Origin of the sequence: Gordonia jacobaea (assembly GCF_001186365.1) — a bacterium.
In the GTDB taxonomy this organism is placed as follows: domain Bacteria; phylum Actinomycetota; class Actinomycetes; order Mycobacteriales; family Mycobacteriaceae; genus Gordonia; species Gordonia jacobaea.
Genome location: NZ_LDTZ01000023.1, coordinates 18,343 through 36,270 on the forward strand (window position 1 = coordinate 18,343; position 17,928 = coordinate 36,270).

The following is a 17,928-nucleotide window of genomic DNA, read 5'->3' on the forward strand; positions in this document are numbered from 1 at the left end:
CCCCATGAGCGAGCAGACCGTCAGTGACCGTGAATGGAAGGCCTTCGAGGTCGATGTGGCCGACCAGGTCGCCGAAGTCCGTCTCACCGGCCCCGGCAAGGGCAATGCGATGGGACCCGACTTCTGGCGCGAACTTCCCGACATCATCGAAGGGCTCGATGCCGACGATGAGGTTCGCGCAATCATCATCACCGGGTCGGGAAAGAACTTTTCCTACGGACTCGACATTCCCGCGATGTCAGGATCACTTGGCCCGGTTTTGGCCGACAACGCAAAAGCCAAGCCGCGCATGGACTTTCATGACACGATCATCTACATGCAGCGTGCGATCAACGCCGTTGCCGACTCTCGCACTCCGGTCATCGCGTCGATCAGCGGTTGGTGCATCGGCGGTGGTGTCGACCTGATCACCGCGGCAGACATCCGCTATGCGAGTGCCGATGCCAAGTTCAGCGTCCGCGAGGTGCGCGTCGGCATGGTCGCCGACATGGGCAGCCTCGCCCGACTCCCCGCGATCATCGGCGACGGCCACATGCGTGAGCTGGCTCTGACCGGCAAGGATATCGACGCGCAGCGGGCCGCCGCGATCGGCCTGATCAACGAGGTCACAGAAACCCCCGAAGAGTCTCTCGCTCTCGCACGCACGACGGCCGCGCAGATCGCCGCTAATCCTCCGCTCGTCGTCAAGGGCGTCAAAGCCGTTCTCGATCACACGCGTTCAGCGGCGGTTGCCGACAACCTCCGCTACGTTGCCGTGTGGAATGCGGCGTTCCTGCCCAGTAACGACCTCACCGAGGCGGTCGCGTCGATCTTCGAGAAGCGCGACCCGAACTTCACCGGCTCCTGACGTCGCACCTCACCGGTCACTGACTCGTGGTCCGGTCTTCTCGTTCGTCGGTGACGAGCGAGAAGACCGGAATCTTTCTGTCCGTGCGCTTTTCATACAGATCGAAGTTCGGCCAAGTCGCACGCAGCACCTGCCAGGCCTGTGCGCGCTCGTCGCCGTCGAGCTCGCGCACCGTCGCCTCCGATGTCAGACCCGCGTGACGCACCTTGACCGTGTCCGTCGCGCGCAGGTTGAAGACCCACTGCGGCATATCGGGCCCGCCGAAATACGAACCCGCGATCAACCAGCCCGCATCGGTGGGGGCCGCGAGCAGCGCGGTGGCGCGCTCGACACCGCTACGGCGTCCGCGCACGATCAGCGTGATGTGCGGAAGGCCCGCGATATCGAGTAAGCCGTAGCGCTGACGCGTGAGCACCGCAATCGCCTTGTCGCACTTCACGATCTGCGGAAGATACTTCGGCATCCATGGGATGGAACCGACCTTGATCGCCAGCGGAGTCAACAGGCCCATGTGGTCAGTGTTCCATGCGACCATTTCGCGGCCCGATTCCGCCACACCGAATGCCTCCTACGCACCGTGCCAACGTCGCACCGTGTCAAGGCGGATGTGCACAGCTGTGGAAGCGGCTCTGATCGTCTCGTCCGATCGGGACGACGATGACACGCATGAACCACGACAACGCTTCTGACCGCATCTCCGACGCACCCGACAGTGAGCCCATTCCCGACATCAAGACCGCGAAGCTGCCGTTCGACAGCACCGAGGCGCTGCGCCAGCGGTGGCGTGCCCTCATGGGACCGCTCGGCTTCAGCGAACCCTGTCTCTGGATCGCCTTCATCGACGATGCTCGCCTGGCCCCCGGGGCTCTGCCGCGCATGACATTGCCGACCGTGCCCGACGCGCATCTGATCGACACCCTGGTCACCCAGCTCCGCACGGTGACCGATGACGGGCATCTGTCGCTGGCGTTCCTGCTCACACGACCTGGCAGGGACGGGATCACCGCGCGCGATCTCGGATGGTGCCGTCTCCTCGTGAGTGCCGCGCAACGCTTCGGCGTGCCCATTCTTCCGATCCACCGAGCCAACGACGTTGCACTCCTGACCATCCCGATCCCCGTCGAACGCGCGGCATGAGCGGGTAGTTTCGGACCGGGAGGTGCCATGACAACCGGACCGGACACACGTCGAGTCAGCATCGACGGAGGGCAGAGCGGCTCACGCGTCCGCGTCGCCATCGACGGTACGACGACGGACCGCGACGACGGGCCGATCTTCACGTCGCGACCGGTCGTCGAGCAAGTCGCCGAGATCGCACGGCGAGCGCTCGCCGACGCGCCGGTTCGAGCGACGACCCTCACCGCGGGAGTGTCCGGCCTGACGCCCGATCAGTCACGTCCCGAGCGACTGCTGGCGCTGACCGCCGATCTCGGCGTCGATTCGGTGTTCCTGGTTCATGATTCGGTGTCTGCGTATCTCGGCGCCAACGGATTCGACCATGGAGTCGTCACCGCAGTCGGGACCGGGGTGGTGACGTTGGGCGTCGGAGACCTCGGTACGGCGCGGATCGACGGGTGGGGTCACCTTCTCGGTGACGCGGGCAGCGCCTACTGGATCGGGCGCGCCGGACTCGACGCGGCGCTGCGTTCGTTCGACAGACGAAGCGGTCCCACCTCGCTGGAACGCGCGGCGGTCGACGAGTTCGGTGAGCTACCTGAGCTGTACATGCGACTGCAGGGTGCGCCGGACCATGTCGCGTCGATCGCGGGATTTGCCCGGATCGTCGGGCGGGAAGCCGACAGCGGCGACGGAATCGCCGTGGGCATTCTTCGCGACGCAGCCACAGAGCTGGCCACGTCGGTGATCGCGGCGCTACGCCGCACCGGATGGCACGAGGGCGATGCATCTCGCGTGAGCTGGATGGGGGCGGTCCTCACCCGCAACGACATGCTGCGAGAGCATCTGCGCGACGAGATCAGCACGCGCGCACAGGGAGCCGTCGTCCAGGCGCCGCTGGGCACGTCGCTCGACGGCGTCGAAAGAGTCGCCGATACGCCGCCGGGGCACCCACTCGACATCGAGATCTACCGAGCAGGCTGATGGCTGGGCGCGACGTTCCCATCGCGCCCAGCCATCAGGTGGTCGCCTGCACCTCGTCAGCGAGACGCGGTGAAGGTGGGCTGGGCAGCCGCGAGGTCGACAGAGCCACTGAGGTAGTCGCTGTCGGTGTAGCTTCCCGGGCCGGACGAGGTCGACATGTACGTAGCGGGCCACTCCACACTGCCGTATACCTTCACGCTTGTGGGAGTCTCGTAATCCGGGCTGAGCCTCAGTTCATTGATGTCGGTCGGCTTGGTCCAGCGGACACTGCCCGGGACGACCGACTGGTACAGCGACTGCGAACATCCCGGCTTGTCCTTCGACGCGTCGGCCTGCGTGGAACCCGCGCAGTTCGTGAAGTACGTGTCGAGGGCGGTCGCCACGGCCTTGGTGCCCTGATCGCTCAACTCGACTTTGAGGGAGTTGTACGACGCGTATGTCGGCCCCAGCGGGAAGTCGCCGGAGTTATCGGCCTTGACCGAGAAGTTTGGGTTGGCCGAACCCCACTCGACCGGCCCCGGGAACACGTAGACCTTGCTGTCCTTGCTGACGTCGACACCGAACGCGGTCAGTTGCGGCACGCGGGTGTCATCGACGTCGATCGGGATGGTCCCATTGTCGACGGTCCACTTGCCGTCGGACTTCTTGAGCATGAAATCGATGTCGGCGTTGCGATCTCCGAATTTGTACGTGGCTTTCACCGTGGCCATCGACGACAACGACGTCGACGGTTCGCGCACGTTGATGTCCGAGATCTTGGCGGTCGCCTGTTGCTTTTTCAGCACCTCGTCGGTGAGCAGTTTTTCCGACGGCGGAGTTCTGACGACGCTCAGCGCCTTCTTGGCGTCGCCGCTGGAGAGACCTTCGAGATAGGTCTGGACCGCGGCCTTCGGCGAACCGCCGGGACCCGAGTCGCCGGTGAACACGACGATCAGCGTCACCACGAGGGCAACGATCAGGACCAGGGCGCCGCCGCCGATGCCCAGAAGCAGAAAGAGCCGCTTGTTCTTCTGCTTCGGACGTTGCGGCGGCACTCCGCCGCCGCCCATCGCCGGCTGCGCACCCCACCCCGCACCGGGTTGCTGACCATATCCCTGAGGTTGGCCGGCCTGACCGTACTGGGGCTGACCGTATTGAGGCGGCTGGCCCGGGTTCGCGTCGTAACCCTGGTGCGGCTGACCGACATTCGCCGCCGGTTCGGCGGTGCCGGCCGGCGCCGACTGCCACTGCTCGTACCCGCTCTTGCCATACGCCGGCTGGCCGGTGTCGGCCTGGCCATACGTCGACTGGCCATAGTGCGACTCGCCATACGCCGACTGTCCGTACACCGGTTGCGCGGGACTCTGCTGCCCGTATGGCGCGTACCCGCCCGCCGACTTGCCGTCACTCGAGGTCGCATCACTCGCGCCGGGAGCACCCTGGGGCGTCGCTTTCTGGGGCGTCGGTTTCTGGGGCGTCGCGCCCTGGGGCGTCGAATCGCCCGGCTGAAACGGATCGTGCGGATAACTCACGGCGGCATCTCCCCCTGTCGTCGCCGACGCGGCCAGCCTCTGTGGCTCGTTGCACTCGCTGTCGGACTCGTCGGAATCGGACCAACCTTAAACGAACGTGAACGACCTATGGCAGTCGGGTCAGACGGGTGAATGAACGTCAGTCGCTACCACCTGCAGGGGCTACGGAGGCGGTGAGCGTTCCCGTCAGCAGGCGTGCGAAATCGGCGGGGTCGTCGAGCTCCCCGCCCTCGGCGATCAACGCCATCCCGTAGATGAGCTTGGCGGTAGGGGTCAGCCGCGAATGGTCGGTGTCGGCCTTGAATGCCGCGTTGAGACCGACGACCAGCGGATGATCGGCGTTGAGTTCGAGGGCACGCTTGGTCTTGGGCAGTTCCTGACCCGAGGCACGATAGAGGCGTTCGAGTTGCGGCGACATCGAGTAGGTGTCTCCGACGAGACACGCGGCCGACTCGGTGAGACGGTGCGAGAGTCGGGCTTCACTGATGTCGGCGTCAAGCGCCTCACCGAGCCAGGTGAGCAGTTCCTCGAACTCGGCATTGCGCGCATCGGTCGACTCGTCGGAAGTGCTTGCGTCACCGTCGAGTTCGTCGAGATCGACTTCGCCCTTGGCGATCGACCGGAACGGCTTTCCGTCGAATTCGACGCCGCTCGATACCCACATCTCGTCGACGGGGTCGTGCAGGAAGAGCACCTCGATGCCCTTGGCCCGGAACGCCTCCATGTGCGGCGAGTTCTCGATCTGCTGACGGGATTCGCCGGTGAGGTAGTAGATCGACTTCTGCGCGTCGGACATCCGACCGACGTAATCGGCCAGCGATGTCAATTCGTCTGCGGCATGGCTGGTTTCGAATGCCGATGCCTTGAGAAGCGCATCACGATTGTCGGCGTCGTTGACCAGACCTTCTTTGAAGACGCGGCCGAAGTTGTCCCAGAACGTCCGGTAGTCGTCGGGACGGGCGGCGCGCATCTCGTCGACGGTCGAGATCACCTTCTTGGTGAGTCGACGACGGATTGCTCTGATCTGTCGATCCTGCTGGAGGATCTCGCGGGACACGTTGAGCGAGAGGTCCGCAGCGTCGACAACGCCCTTGACGAAGCGGAGATACTCGGGCATCAGCTCGTCGCAGTCGTCCATGATGAACACTCGTTTGACGTACAACTGCACTCCGCCGGTGCGTTCACGCATGAACAGATCGAACGGCGCCTGCGACGGGATAAACAGCAGCGCTTGATATTCGAACGTTCCCTCGGCCTTGAGGGTGATGATCTCGAGCGGATCGTCCCAGGCGTGCGCGACGTGGCGGTAGAACTCCTTGTACTCCTCGTCGGAGACCTCGTCGCGCGAACGCGACCACAGCGCCTTCATCGAATTGATGGTTTCGGTTTCCGTGGTGGTCGTGGTGACCGGTTCGTCGCCGTCGTTCTCCGCGGGAGTGGTGGTCGTCTTCTCGACGTCCATCCGGATCGGCCACGCGATGAAATCGGAGTAACGCTTGACGAGTGCGCGAAGCTTCGTCTGGTCGGTGTAGTCGTAGAGGTGGTTCTCGGTGTCGGCCGGCTTGAGCGTCAGCGTCACCGACGTTCCCTGCGGTGCGTCGTCGACATCTGTGATGGTGTAGGTGCCGTCACCCGTTGACTCCCAACGGGTTCCGGTCTGCTCGCCTGCCTTGCGGGTGACGAGGGTGACCTTGTCGGCGACCATGAACGTCGAATAGAAGCCGATGCCGAACTGTCCGATCAGCTCTTCGGTTGCCGCGGAATCCGACGCCTGCGCGAGCTTGGCACGCAATTCAGCGGTGCCCGAGCGCGCGAGGGTGCCGATCAGTTCGACGACCTCGTCGCGTGACATTCCGATGCCGTTGTCGCGAATGGTGAGGGTGCGCTCGGCGCTGTCGTTCGAGCTCGGCTCGAGCGTGATGTGCAGATCGGAGGTGTCGACGTCGAGGTCCTTGTCGACGAGCGACTCCAGTCTGAGCTTGTCGAGCGCGTCGGATGCGTTCGAGATCAGCTCCCGAAGAAAGCTGTCCTTGTCGGAGTACACGGAGTGCACCATCAGGTCCAGTAGCTGACGGGTCTCTGCCTGGAATTCGCGGGTTTCCGACTGGGTGCTCATCATGTGCCTCCGGATCAGTACGACTGGGCGCGTTGTCTGCCGATTCGATGCCATCGCGACCTCACGGGGTGCGACGTGCGCGACGTAAGAATTTTACCGACGCCGCGCGCAGTACCCTGAGGAGGGTCGGAGCACGGCGAACCTCACCGCGTTCGGACACAATCGACCCCAGTACCAACGACCGCAGCACCACCGAGCCTTGGAAAGCGAAGGATGTCGACGCCGCGCATCATGCTCGTTCACGCACACCCCGACGACGAGTCGCTGTGGACCGGCGGCCTGATCGCCCGCGCGATCGCCGCAGGTGGCGAGGTCTCCGTGGTGATGTGCACGTGGATGTCGGGCACTCCACGGCATCGCGAGTTGCTCGACGCACTCGGCGAACTAGGCGTTCACGACGAACCGATACTGCTCGACTACGCCGACCTGAAGGTGCCGGAATCCGCGCCCGGGCATCAACGGTTGACCGATGCGTCGTTCGACAGCGAGGTCGCCGAGTTGGCCGGCCACATCCGCCGTCTACAACCCGACGTTCTCGTCACCTATGACGCGTATGGGATCTACGGACACCCCGACCACATCAGGGCACACAGAATCACCTGTGCTGCCGCCGATGCTGCCGCCACCCCAACCATGTACCGCGATGGCTTACCGGCCTGGCAGGTACGTTCGCTGTACTTCGCGACCATCGCCGACTGGATGGTCGCCGAACTGGCGGACACGCTCTTTCCGCTACTGCAGCCCGGTGACTTTCCCGGCGCGCCCACACATACTCTCGGGCTTCAACTCGATGTATCCGAGTGGATCGAACACAAGGTTCGCGCGATCGAGTCCCACAAGACAGAACTGGCACGACGATCCACCGTCTCTGCGCTGATGAGTCTGCCGCGCGCGCAACGTGATCTGGCCCTCGGCACCGAGTGCTTCCTGCGGCGCGACCTCACCGCAGACGGCTGCGACATCTGAACCGGGCCGAGGACATCCGAATCAGGCCAGGTCCCGGACCGACGACCGCAACCCACTTGCCCGATGAACACGGCGAGTAACGGCCTCGGCCAACACTTCTCGCGTTCCGACGATCCGCACACGAGTACGTGCCCTCGTGATCGCGGTGTAGAGGAGTTCACGGGTCAGCAGCTCTGAGCCCGACGGCGGCAGCACGATGGTAACACCTCCGAACTGGCTTCCCTGACTGCGGTGAATCGTCATCGCGTACGCGGGTGCGACGTCTGGCAGTTGCACCGGGGCGATCAGGCGCTCCTGCGCGCCGCGGCGGAACGCGACCTGCACCCGGTCGGGATCGGTCTCGTCACCGGTACGGACAACCACTCCGCAGTCGCCGTTGAACGTCCCGGTCTGTCGGTCGTTCGACGTCACGAGCAGCGGCTCACCCACTGACCACACCATCGTGTCGAGCTCGATCCGCGGAAGGCCCGGCGACTCCGACAGCCAGTCGGCAACGCGTCGTTGCCAACCGCGAACGCCCCAGAGCCCCTCACGATGCGCGCACAGAACCCGGTGCGAGTCGAGCGCGGCCAACGCGGCGTCGACGTGTCCGGTGTGCGCCGCGCGGTGCAGCGCCCTGCCCCAGGCGACGATGTCGTCGCGTACGGAGTCGAGGTTGTCGGGGGCGACGAGCTGTACGTCGGCGATCTCAGGCGAGGTGACCAGGTCGACGACGGCATCCGCGTCGCCACGATTGACCGCATCGGCCACGCGGGAGATCTCACCGCCGAATCGAAACCCGCGACGCAGCGTGACGACTCCGTCACTCAGACGTGCCGATTCGTCGGCATCCAATTCGATCGACGAGTCGAGCGGCATCGTCGGGTACGCCGACGGGGTTGGGGGGCCGGGCGCACGCTCGACGAGGTCGGCAAGGACTGCACCCGCTTCCACCGAGGCCAGCTGGTGGGGATCGCCCACGAGAATCAGCCGAGCGTCTGAGCGGACGGCGTCGAGCAGTCTGCTCATCGCGGTCATCGACAGCATCGACGTCTCGTCGACGACGATCACGTCGTGCGGCAGCTTGTTGGCCCGTCCGTAGCGGGGCGTCGAGCCCGGGCGCCAGCCGAGGAGGCTGTGCACGGTCACCGCCCGCACCGAGGTGGGCAACGTCCCGTCAAGGTCGACCGACGCCTGCAACTGGGCTGCCGCTCGACCGGTCGGCGCGCACATGCCGATGCGCAGGCCACCTCCGGCGACGTTGTCGAGAACAGCGAGGTTGTCGAGAACGGCAAGAATCCGCGCGACCGTGTACGTCTTTCCCGTGCCCGGCCCACCGGCGAGAATCGACGTCCAGTGCGAGGCGGCAACCTCAGCCGCGAGGCGCTGTCGCGGCTCTGCGGTGCTGTCGGCGAACACCTGCTCGACCTGCGCCCGCACCGCGGCCGCATCGACATCGGGCGCACTGGTCGCGCGGTTGGCGAGCGTCTCACGGATCGACTGTTCCTGGCGGAAGTACTTCTGGAGATAGATCAACGGACCGTCGTCTGAATCCATCAGCACGACGGGCTGCAGTGTGGACCCGCGGGCGCCGACGATCAGCGGAGAATCGCGCAGTTCGGCGAGCATCTCGGCGGCACTCGGAAGCGCGAGCGATCCCACGCCCGGGAGATCGTCGACGGAGGCAAGCGCGAAACACGTCGACCCGAGACGCACCGAGCGCACGGCGAATGCGGTGGCAACCTGAGCCGCGACCGACACCGGCTCGCCGCACATGCGGACCACGCGCGAGGTGATGTGCAGATCCGATGCCACGAAAAGGCCCGCGGCGTTCGCTTCGGCAAGGATGCCGTTGGCGTCGCGGACTCGCCGCGCATCGTTCACCGCCAGTGACTGAGGGGTCTCGGTGGTCATCGGTCGTCGCCCCCTTCGATTCCTGCGAGCAGGTCTGACAACGCGGTGACCAACCCGGTGGGGATGTCCCACTCGTAGACCCCACAACCCGGCGGGGTATCGGCGCCAACCATCCCCCGCACGAAGTGATACTGCACCGGACCGAGGTGCTCGCCGGGTGTGTACCCGGGTAGTCGCCAACGTAGATACCGGTGCAACGCAACGGAATAGAGCAGAGCCTGCAGCGGATAGTGTGCACCGATCATCTCCGCGGCCATCGCATCGGCGGTGAAGTCGTCCGCGTTCAGCTCGCCCGGACGCAACCGATTGGTCTTGTAGTCGACGACGACGTACCGGCCGTCGGATGTACGTAGCACCGAGTCGATACTTCCGGTGAGATAGCCGCGCAGCGCGCGCGGCGGTATCTCGGCGAGCAACTCGGCGTAGGCACGAAGCCGATCATCTTCGGGCAGATGGTGATTCATCAAAGCCGCGACGTCGGACAGGACTGCCGCGGCGGCCGAGGTTGACACCGCGTTGCCGAGTGGGAACTCGAAGTCCAATTCGGCCAGTCGATCTCGCGGCTTGATCGACCACAGGGTGGCCTCGAGCGACCCCAGCGGAGTCGTCAGCACGGCACGTAGCGCGGCGGCGAGGTCGGCGACGTCGACGTCGAGCGCATGCCTGGACGCCGACGTCATGCACAGTTCACGAACGTGGTCGTCGATGTCGGGCGCCGCGGTGTCGACGTACTCGAGCACCTCGTGGACGAGGGTTCCGAAGGCCGCTCCGAACGGCATTCCGTTCATCAGCGACGGCGTCCCGTCGGGGAGCTCCGAAACCTGTCCGGCTGCCGGAACCGTTGCCGCGTAAGGATCGTCGGGGTCGACGGGGTCGGCGGGCTCGTCGGTGATCAACTCACCGTCGGCAGCGGAGCCGACGTCGGGTTCGCTACCGGTCGTCAGGGTCGGATGCCGGTGCGCGGCACCGGCGATCAGCGCTGAGTACGAGGTGCGACGCCACTGCTGGTCGATCGTGCGGGTGAACCGCGCGACGTCGAGTTCGTCATGGCGATCCGCGTGGTCGGGAGGTGTCCACACCGGTGCCTGCGAGCCGTCGGCGTGCTCGACACTGATCGAGACCGGCGGGTCGGCCGCAAGCGCACGCAGCGTCGACACGCACGTGTGGTCGTCCGGCACGTTCACCGAGGTCGGCACCGTCCCGTCGCTGGCGCCACCCCCCGCCTGGTGCCGTCCGAACAACAATCGGTGCAGTGGGCCCTTCGACGTATTGAAGGACGGCGCCCAGTGCACGACCACCTGAGATGCGGCGCGCGTCAATGCAACATAGAGCAGGCGCAGGTCCTCCCCCGCTTCTTCGTCGTTACGACGGGCGATCCGCTCGCCCCAGCCGCGGGTGCCCTCGCCACCGACGTCGAGATGACGACGACCGGCGTCGTCGTGGTAGCGAAAGGTTTTCGGCTTCGAGACCCGCGCGGCGTCCCACCCGAACGGTACGTACACAATCGGGAACTGCAGTCCCTTGCTCGCGTGCACGGTCATGATCTGCACGACGTGCGTGTCGCGGTCGAGACGTCGGGTCTGATCTTCATGGCGCCGCCACTGTGACTCATCGGCGATGCGATCGGCGAGCCACTCCACGACGCCTGCCAAACCGCACTCCGTCTCTACGACGTGCTTGTTCACCAGTGACGCCACCTGCAGCAGGTCGGTCAGTGCGCGTTCGCCGTCGTCGATGCCGAGCACGCGCGCAGCGACGTTCTCGGCCGCGAGGAGACGTTGGGACAGCGCGGCGAATCCGCCGTCGGCGAAGACTCGACCGAGTTCGGCGAACGTCGACGATAGCTCCGCCAGCCGTGTGTCCGACGCTGCCGCGAGTTCGCTTGCCTCCCAACCGATCAGGGGCGTCAGGGCGGCCAGCCGGACCCGGTCGGCACGCGCGGGTTGCTCTATCGCTCGGATCACCCACAGCCAGTGCAGCGCGCCGATCGTACGGAAAACACTTGTCCCGGTGCCCACGACCGATGCGACGCCGAGCTCAGCAAGCGCTCGCTGCAGCGGCTCGATCGTGCCGTTGGTGCGAACCAGAATCGCGATGTCGCCCGGTGTGACAGCGCGTGGTCCGTCGCCGGTGTCGAGCAGTGTGTCGGAGGCGAGTAACCGCGCGATGTCGTTCGCGACGTCGGCAGTGATCGCGGCCCGGACATCGGCGACCGACGGGTACCCACTCTTTCCACGGACGGTGAAATCACTTCGCGACAGGGCACGTACCCGCAGCGCCGGTGCACCCGAGAGTCGACTCCCCGACCGCGCGGCCCGAACGGGATGCACCGTGATCGATCGATCGCCGAGGCTGGCGCCGCCGTAGATCCGATCCAGCGCGGTCACGAGGTCGGCGTCGGAACGGTGGTTCGTGTCGAGCGCACGGAGCGAATCGGCGACGTCGACAGCCGTCAGATAGCTGCGGACCTCCGCGCCGCGGAACGCATAGATCGACTGTTTCGGATCACCGACGAGGACCAATTGTCGATGGCCGTGGAAGCACCGCCGCAGGATCTCCCACTGGAACGGGTCGGTGTCCTGGAACTCGTCGACGAGAATCAGCGTGAACGACTCCCTGATTCGCTTGCACGCCGCCTCACCGAACTCCGGGTCGGTGACGACGCGGTAGAGGATCATCTGAAGATCGTCGTAGGTTCGCAGGCGCGCGAGACGCTTTCGACGCTCGACACGGTTTCGCACGCGCTCGCAGAAACGCACCCGCTGGGTTGCGGCCGACGGTCGGGCGTCTGCTGCGTCGTCGGGTTGCGGAGCCAGCGGAACCCCTGCGCTGCGGACGGCTTCACGGGCGATCGCCATCGCCTCCCCGACGGAGAAGGGTGGGCGGTCGGAATCACCCGCGTACGACGACAGGTACAGATCGAGCGCCGTTTGTTCGACGATGTCGTCGGTGTCTTCGACGACGTCGTAGATCAATTCGCGTTCGCCGAGGAAGCCGAGCGCTTCGAGCATCCGGTTACAGAACGTGTGTGTCGTCGCGATCGTCGACGCGTCGAAATCGGAGAGCGCCTGCATGAGTCGCCCACGGCGCGTGGCGATCTCGTCGGGGCCTCCGGTCAGCACGGCACGCAGAACAGGGTCGTCGTCGCCGTCACGATCAGAGTGCACGCGGGACGGGTCGAGCGCGACGACGAGTTCGGCGAGGCGAGCACGCATACGCTCGCGCAGCTCGGCGGTCGCCGATCGACTGAACGTGACCAGCAGCAGTTTGTCGATCGGGAGACCGTCGGCGATCTGTCGGGCCGCGACGCCGACGATCGCGTACGTCTTGCCCGTACCCGCGCTCGCCTCGAGGACGGTCGTGCCCCCTGGCAGGGGTGCCACGACGTCGAAAGGCTGCGGCGCAGCGACATCCAATGGCTGCTGCGCAGCGGCGTTTGCCGGTTGCGGGCTTTCCGTGTCGGGGGCTGTGTGCGCGCCGGTCATGACATCGTCTCGTGGTCGAGGAGCGGATTCCAGAGCGCGCGGGCAAGCCTGGTGAACAGAGGCGCGTCGGGCTCTCCCGGCACGTCGACGTCCGCCCATCGGGAGTCGTCGGAGGTCGACATCCGCAGGATCTCGTCGAATGCGACCGACGACGTGACGTCGGCCCCGAACACGAAGCGCAGGTAGGTGTCGGTGCCCGCGCCGAACATCCCGTCGAAGCTGCGTCGTGCGATCTCCACCGCCGCGTCGGACCGCACACCCGCACGCACCTTGCTTGCGTACTCCTCAGCAGGTTCGAGTGGTAGCGGAAGCGGCGAGCGTAACCCGAGATCGCGCAGACGCACGAGATCGTTGAGCACGCCGCGTGCGTCGTCGGGGGCAGTCAGCATGGACTGTGCAACCGCCCCCGCCCCACCGCGACCGACGACGAGCGCCGACGGTGGTGGCGCGTCGGTGGCCGACGCCGCGAGAAGCAGCAACCCCAACCACGCGGTCATGCGTTGCTTGGCCCGCACACGCGAGTACGTCGCGGTGACGATCGTCGTACCGAACGGCGAGTTCTCGACGATGTCGGCGATGCTGCCGTGGACACGACGACCGTCGGGCAACGCGACGACGACGTCGCGGGTGACCGGCGGCTGCGTGCGTACCGAAGCGGCAGCGTCGTACACACGCGAGACGGTCTCGGAGATCTCGGCCAGTTCGCGGCGCCCGAATTCGTACGGGGGCAGATTGCCACGCCGCAACTCGGCGGCCTGACAGGTGACGAGGTCGTCGCCGGCGAGCATGTGTCGAAGGAATCGGTCGCCGACGCCCCACCTGTCGAGGGCGTCGAGTTCCACGTCGAGTTCGTCGGAGTGTGCCCGATCGTCGTCTGGCATACGCGCGCCGAGTCGCTGGCGCACGAAGCCCTCGATCGGGTTCGTGAGGAACGCGACGAGGTCGCGCAGTTCGATGTCGGCGGATTCCGCTGCGCCGACTTCGACATCGGACAGTCGCGTGGACGGCACCGCATCGGCGTCGAGAGCCCGTGCGCCCGCCAGCAATTCGGCGTCGAAGCTGAACGGCGCGGGTATCGAGCACAGTGCGCCGGGCGTGAAGTTGAGCCGATCGAATCCGTGCAGAGTGTGGCTGATGACAACGTCGGACGGATCGTCGAGTCCTCGCAGGGTGGCGACACTCTCGGCGAGTTCGCTGACGACCACCGCCGGCGGGATGCGGCTTCCGCTCACCGGGTCGGCCCCGTTGTAGAACACGAGGAGCGAATCACGTGCGGCACCGATCGCATCCAGGAATAGCTGACGATCCTCGTCGCGCGGATTTCGTTCTCCGACAAGCGGATCACGGCCGAGGACGTCGTCGCCGTCGGTGCGCTGGGCACGTGGGAAGGTATCGGCGTCGACCCCGAGGAGCACGATCACCCGGTGAGGGACCGAACGCATCGGCACCATGGTGCAGACGGTCAGTTCGCCGGTCCGGAAGTTGGCGCGCGTCGGCCGTCCCGCGACCACCCCGGCCATGAGGTCACGGACGTCGGCCAACAGCAATTCCTGCGAATCCGAGTCATCGGCGTCGAGCGCATCCGTGATCACCCGAACCGCCTGTGCCCGTTGCCATTCTTCGCCGGGAGCGGACAGGGTGAGCTGGTCGACGACGTCGATCAGTGTCTGCAGCCACGTGGCACGGGAGGAGCGCCCGCCCATGCGGTCGAAGAGGTCTGACAGCCGGTCGACGAACTCGGTAAACGTGCCAACCAGGTCGATCTCGGTGCTTTCCACACCTGCCAGCGGGAGCGCTGTTCCCAACCACTCGCCGTCGGCCTCCTCGGCGACCGCTCCGAGGGCGATGCGATCAACACCGCTGGCAAAGGTGCCCTGTCGAAACCCGGACAGACCGAATCGGGCGCGTTCATTCTCTCCGAGACCCCAGCGAATGTTGCTGTGCGCCAACCACTCCCGAATCATGTCGAGATCGTCGTCGTCGATCGCGAATCGCGAACGAACCGGCGAACGACTCAACAGGTCGACGACGTCGCCTGCCGCTGCTCGGGTCGCGGCGAGTTCGACGATCGAGGCGACGACGTCGAGGACGGGGTTCATCTGGCGCGGACCGCGGTCGGCAAGGCGCACCCTGAGTTCGAATGCCGGGTGGTTGAGTCCGGATTGACCGAATGCACCACGGATCAGTGGTGCGAACGACTCGACGTCGGGACACATGATGAGGACGTCGCGCGGTTCGAGAGTCGGATCGTCGACGAACAAGTGCAGCAGCCTGTCGCGCATGACCTCGACCTGTCGCTCGGGACCGTGGCACGCGTGTATCTCCAGCGACGAGTCGGCCGACGCTGTGGCCGGGCGCACCGTGTCGTCGCGTAGGTCGGCCTGAAGGCGCGGCAGCAGACGTGCCGGATGGTCGCCCGCCTCGACTTGCGGCTCGTGATGGATATCCCTGTCGACGATCGGAGCTATGCGTTGCTGGAGTTCCTGCACATCGCGCGACAGCCCGGCGAGCAGCGGATGATCGATCGCGGGGATCGGCCGGTCGGCGCGGCGCGGCACCTGATCGACGGTCTCCGATGCCACAGCGCCTGTCTGTTTATTGGCGCCCGTCTGTGTAGTGGCGCGCGCCACCGATGACCAGAGTGCAGGCGAGGGGTGCGGGAGGAAGAGGTGCACATCGCGGTGCGGCGCGAGCGCCGACAGTACTTGTCGGAATGATTCGGTGACACGAGTCGTACCGAAGACACTCAGGCGTTCGGGAAGGTCCACCGAATCCGGATCGGTGCGCACGCGTGCGCACACGTCGTCGAGGAGAAGCGCGGGATGGTCGACGCCGATCCGCGCGTGCACCGCCCGCCAGAAACGTGCTTGCCACACCATGTCCGATGCGAGTTCGGTACCGGTTCCGTCGGTGTCGTGGCCGGTGGCCCATTCGACCAGCATCGCTGGACGCTGGCGCCCGTATCGATCGAAGAGGTCGGCGAGATGACGGGCGGTGGCAAAGCGTCGGCCGACCCGCAGGTCGTTGTCGGCGCCCGTCGCGGCGCGACCCGAGCCGCCCGTCGCGGCGCGACCCGAACCGATATGTCGCGCAATGATGTCGAGTGCCGGGTCGTCGATGTTCTCGTCGAGAACGGCGAGGACCTGCCACACCATTCGCCCTGGCTCCCATGGATCGTGACGGCCGTACGGTCCCGCATGCGACCGCGGTGTTGTACGCACGGCATCCACCACGGCCTCGCTCAGTGCCGCAGGTGACGAGAAGTCGATGTTCGCGGCGATCCCGTCGGTACCGCCGGCGCCTGCGCCCAGTGTGGTCGCGAGGTGTTGGGTCAGCCATCGTTCGACGCCGCGCGCAGGCACTGAGATGACCTCGGTTGCCATCGGATCGGCAAGCGGAACCCGCAGTACGTCGGCGAGTGCGTCGGCGAGGGTATCGCTGCGCTCTGCGCGGTGAAGGGTCAACACGGGTGATTCCGACCGCGGTCAGTTCGTGTGCATCGGCTGCGGCTCGATGCGATGCGATTCGAGAATGGCGCGGGCATCGTCGGAGAGGGGTCGCGGGCGAGAAGTGCTCGGGTCGATGGCGACGAGCGTGGTCTCGGCAACGGCGCACACGAGACCGGACGGATCGGTCAGGACGGCTGACATCGTGTACGACGTCCGCCCGATTCGCGAGACGCCGGTGGTGATGGTGACAGGGTCGAACGAGTACTCGAGCACTGCGCGGAACTCGATGATCTGACGCGCGACCAGTATCGGTAGCACGACCGATACCCCCTCGAACCACTCTGCGAACGTGCGCACACGACTTTCTTCGAGCAGCCGAGCGAACTGCACGTTGTTGACATGTTTGTTGACATCCATGTCGCCCCAGCGCAACTGTAGGGAGACCGTGGTTGCACCCGACGGCGACACCGTGCCGGGGCTGGCGTCGGCGGCTGGTTCGCTACCGACGATCGGAATAGTGGTATCTGACACGCTCCGCAGCCTATCCGGCGGAACCGACATCGGCGGCGGGGAGTCTTCGACAGGCGCCGCGTCGGAGACGCGCACGACACACCGCGTCGGAGACGCCCCTGGCACACCGCGTCGGAGACGCGCGCGACACACCGCGATGATCTGACCCGGCTCGGCCTGATACTACGTAGACTCCCTGACCGGGGAGAGACTTGCAGGGGGCCACGAACCGCCCGGCACGCTCGGTTTTCTTGGGGGATGTGTGAACGTTGAGACTCGCCGTCTACGGCTGCGACCGGTCGACTCGACCGACGTCGATGCGCTCGTGTTTCTCGACTCCGATCCCGAGGTCATGCGATTTGTCTCAGACGGGCGCCCGACGCCGCGTGCCGAGATCTCCGACTGGGTCATTCCCCGCGCCCGAGCGGAACTGAGCACCGGTCGGGGTGGGATGTGGATCGCCATCGACCAGCGCTATCAGGCATTTCTCGGCTGGGTGCTCCTGCGGGCGCCGCGTCACAGTCAGCGCTCGGAGATGGAGCTGAGCTATCGGCTGCGCCGCGACACGTGGGGCCGTGGCCTCGCCACCGAGGCTGCCCGCGCCGTCGTCGGACTCGCATTCGACGAGTTGCATACCGAGCGTGTCTTCGCGAGCACCACTCTGCGCAATTCCTCGTCGCGACGTGTGATGGAAAAGCTCGGTATGCGGGTGTCGGGCGTACGCGCGGGCGGCGACCACCTCGGCAGGCGGTACGAGCATGCTCACGGGAATCGCGACAACCTCGGAGAACTCGAGTACGAGCTGCTCAGACACCATTGGGAAGCGCTGGTCATGGGCGCCGACGCACGTCGACACCAGGTGATGAACCTTCCAGCGTGACGTCGGGGTGACGTGCCACATCAGACATACGTGACGCCGTCCGCAGCACGGCCGCGCGAGCAGTTCGGCGTCAACCCAAGGCTCACCGCGACCTACGACTGATCATTGACTACCGTTGAGATGTACGCGCGCCCTGCGCGTCGTTCCTGCAATGCGCGAAGGAGATGTTCT

12 protein-coding genes are annotated in these 17,928 nt (G+C 65.8%); 5 read left to right on the forward strand and 7 right to left on the reverse strand.

Translation table 11 applies throughout. The features are described 5' to 3' along the window. Positions 1–4: 4 nt before the first annotated feature. Positions 5–847 (forward strand): crotonase/enoyl-CoA hydratase family protein, encoded by an 843-nt coding sequence (locus tag ABW18_RS19530; protein WP_049700669.1) that lies wholly within the window; start codon positions 5–7, stop codon positions 845–847. A 16-nt stretch (positions 848–863) separates the two neighbouring features. On the opposite strand, the gene ABW18_RS19535 is transcribed toward ABW18_RS19530, so the two are convergent. Further along, positions 864–1,358, reverse strand: coding sequence for a nitroreductase family deazaflavin-dependent oxidoreductase (locus ABW18_RS19535; protein WP_049700752.1), 495 nt, complete (start codon positions 1,356–1,358; stop codon positions 864–866). Positions 1,359–1,513: 155 nt separating this feature from the next. Here ABW18_RS19535 and ABW18_RS19540 point away from each other — a divergent pair, with 155 nt between their 5' ends. Together ABW18_RS19540 and ABW18_RS19545 are read left to right on the forward strand one after the other, a co-directional pair. After that, entirely contained in the window at positions 1,514–1,984 is a 471-nt protein-coding gene (locus tag ABW18_RS19540) for a hypothetical protein (RefSeq protein ID WP_083444467.1), read from the forward strand. Between the two features lie 27 nt (positions 1,985–2,011). Then, positions 2,012–2,947 (forward strand): N-acetylglucosamine kinase, encoded by a 936-nt coding sequence (locus tag ABW18_RS19545; protein ID WP_049700671.1) that lies wholly within the window; start codon positions 2,012–2,014, stop codon positions 2,945–2,947. Between the two features lie 56 nt (positions 2,948–3,003). Here ABW18_RS19545 and ABW18_RS19550 read toward each other — a convergent pair whose 3' ends face one another. Together ABW18_RS19550 and htpG are read right to left on the reverse strand one after the other, a co-directional pair. Further along, complete coding sequence (locus ABW18_RS19550) at positions 3,004–4,458, reverse strand: mediator complex subunit 15 domain-containing protein (RefSeq protein WP_049700672.1); 1,455 nt, start codon at positions 4,456–4,458, stop codon at positions 3,004–3,006. Positions 4,459–4,597: 139 nt separating this feature from the next. Further along, positions 4,598–6,574, reverse strand: coding sequence for a molecular chaperone HtpG (gene htpG, locus ABW18_RS19555; protein WP_049700753.1), 1,977 nt, complete (start codon positions 6,572–6,574; stop codon positions 4,598–4,600). Between the two features lie 213 nt (positions 6,575–6,787). Between htpG and ABW18_RS19560 the strand changes: the two genes are divergently transcribed. After that, positions 6,788–7,540, forward strand: coding sequence for a PIG-L family deacetylase (locus ABW18_RS19560; protein WP_049700673.1), 753 nt, complete (start codon positions 6,788–6,790; stop codon positions 7,538–7,540). Between the two features lie 21 nt (positions 7,541–7,561). On the opposite strand, the gene recD is transcribed toward ABW18_RS19560, so the two are convergent. From recD to ABW18_RS19580, 4 genes are read right to left on the reverse strand one after another with little or no spacing between them, the layout of a single operon-like run. Further along, positions 7,562–9,433 carry an exodeoxyribonuclease V subunit alpha gene (gene recD, locus ABW18_RS19565; RefSeq protein WP_200903290.1) on the reverse strand — a complete coding sequence of 624 codons (1,872 nt, stop codon included), beginning with the start codon at positions 9,431–9,433 and terminating at the stop codon, positions 7,562–7,564. Next, positions 9,430–12,918 carry a UvrD-helicase domain-containing protein gene (locus ABW18_RS19570; RefSeq protein WP_200903291.1) on the reverse strand — a complete coding sequence of 1,163 codons (3,489 nt, stop codon included), beginning with the start codon at positions 12,916–12,918 and terminating at the stop codon, positions 9,430–9,432. Before ABW18_RS19570 ends, recD begins: the two co-directional genes overlap by 4 nt. Further along, the gene (gene recC / locus ABW18_RS19575) at positions 12,915–16,385 is read right to left on the reverse strand and encodes an exodeoxyribonuclease V subunit gamma (RefSeq protein ID WP_049700674.1); all 3,471 of its coding nucleotides are present in this window, start codon (positions 16,383–16,385) and stop codon (positions 12,915–12,917) included. The genes ABW18_RS19570 and recC overlap by 4 nt, the downstream gene beginning before the upstream one ends. An 18-nt stretch (positions 16,386–16,403) precedes the next feature. Continuing rightward, positions 16,404–16,898, reverse strand: a complete 495-nt coding sequence (locus ABW18_RS19580; protein WP_235434459.1) for an acyl-CoA thioesterase — start codon at positions 16,896–16,898, stop codon at positions 16,404–16,406. A gap of 241 nt (positions 16,899–17,139) precedes the next feature. Here ABW18_RS19580 and ABW18_RS19585 point away from each other — a divergent pair, with 241 nt between their 5' ends. Continuing rightward, positions 17,140–17,757, forward strand: coding sequence for a GNAT family N-acetyltransferase (locus ABW18_RS19585; protein WP_005206823.1), 618 nt, complete (start codon positions 17,140–17,142; stop codon positions 17,755–17,757). Positions 17,758–17,928 lie beyond the last annotated feature (171 nt).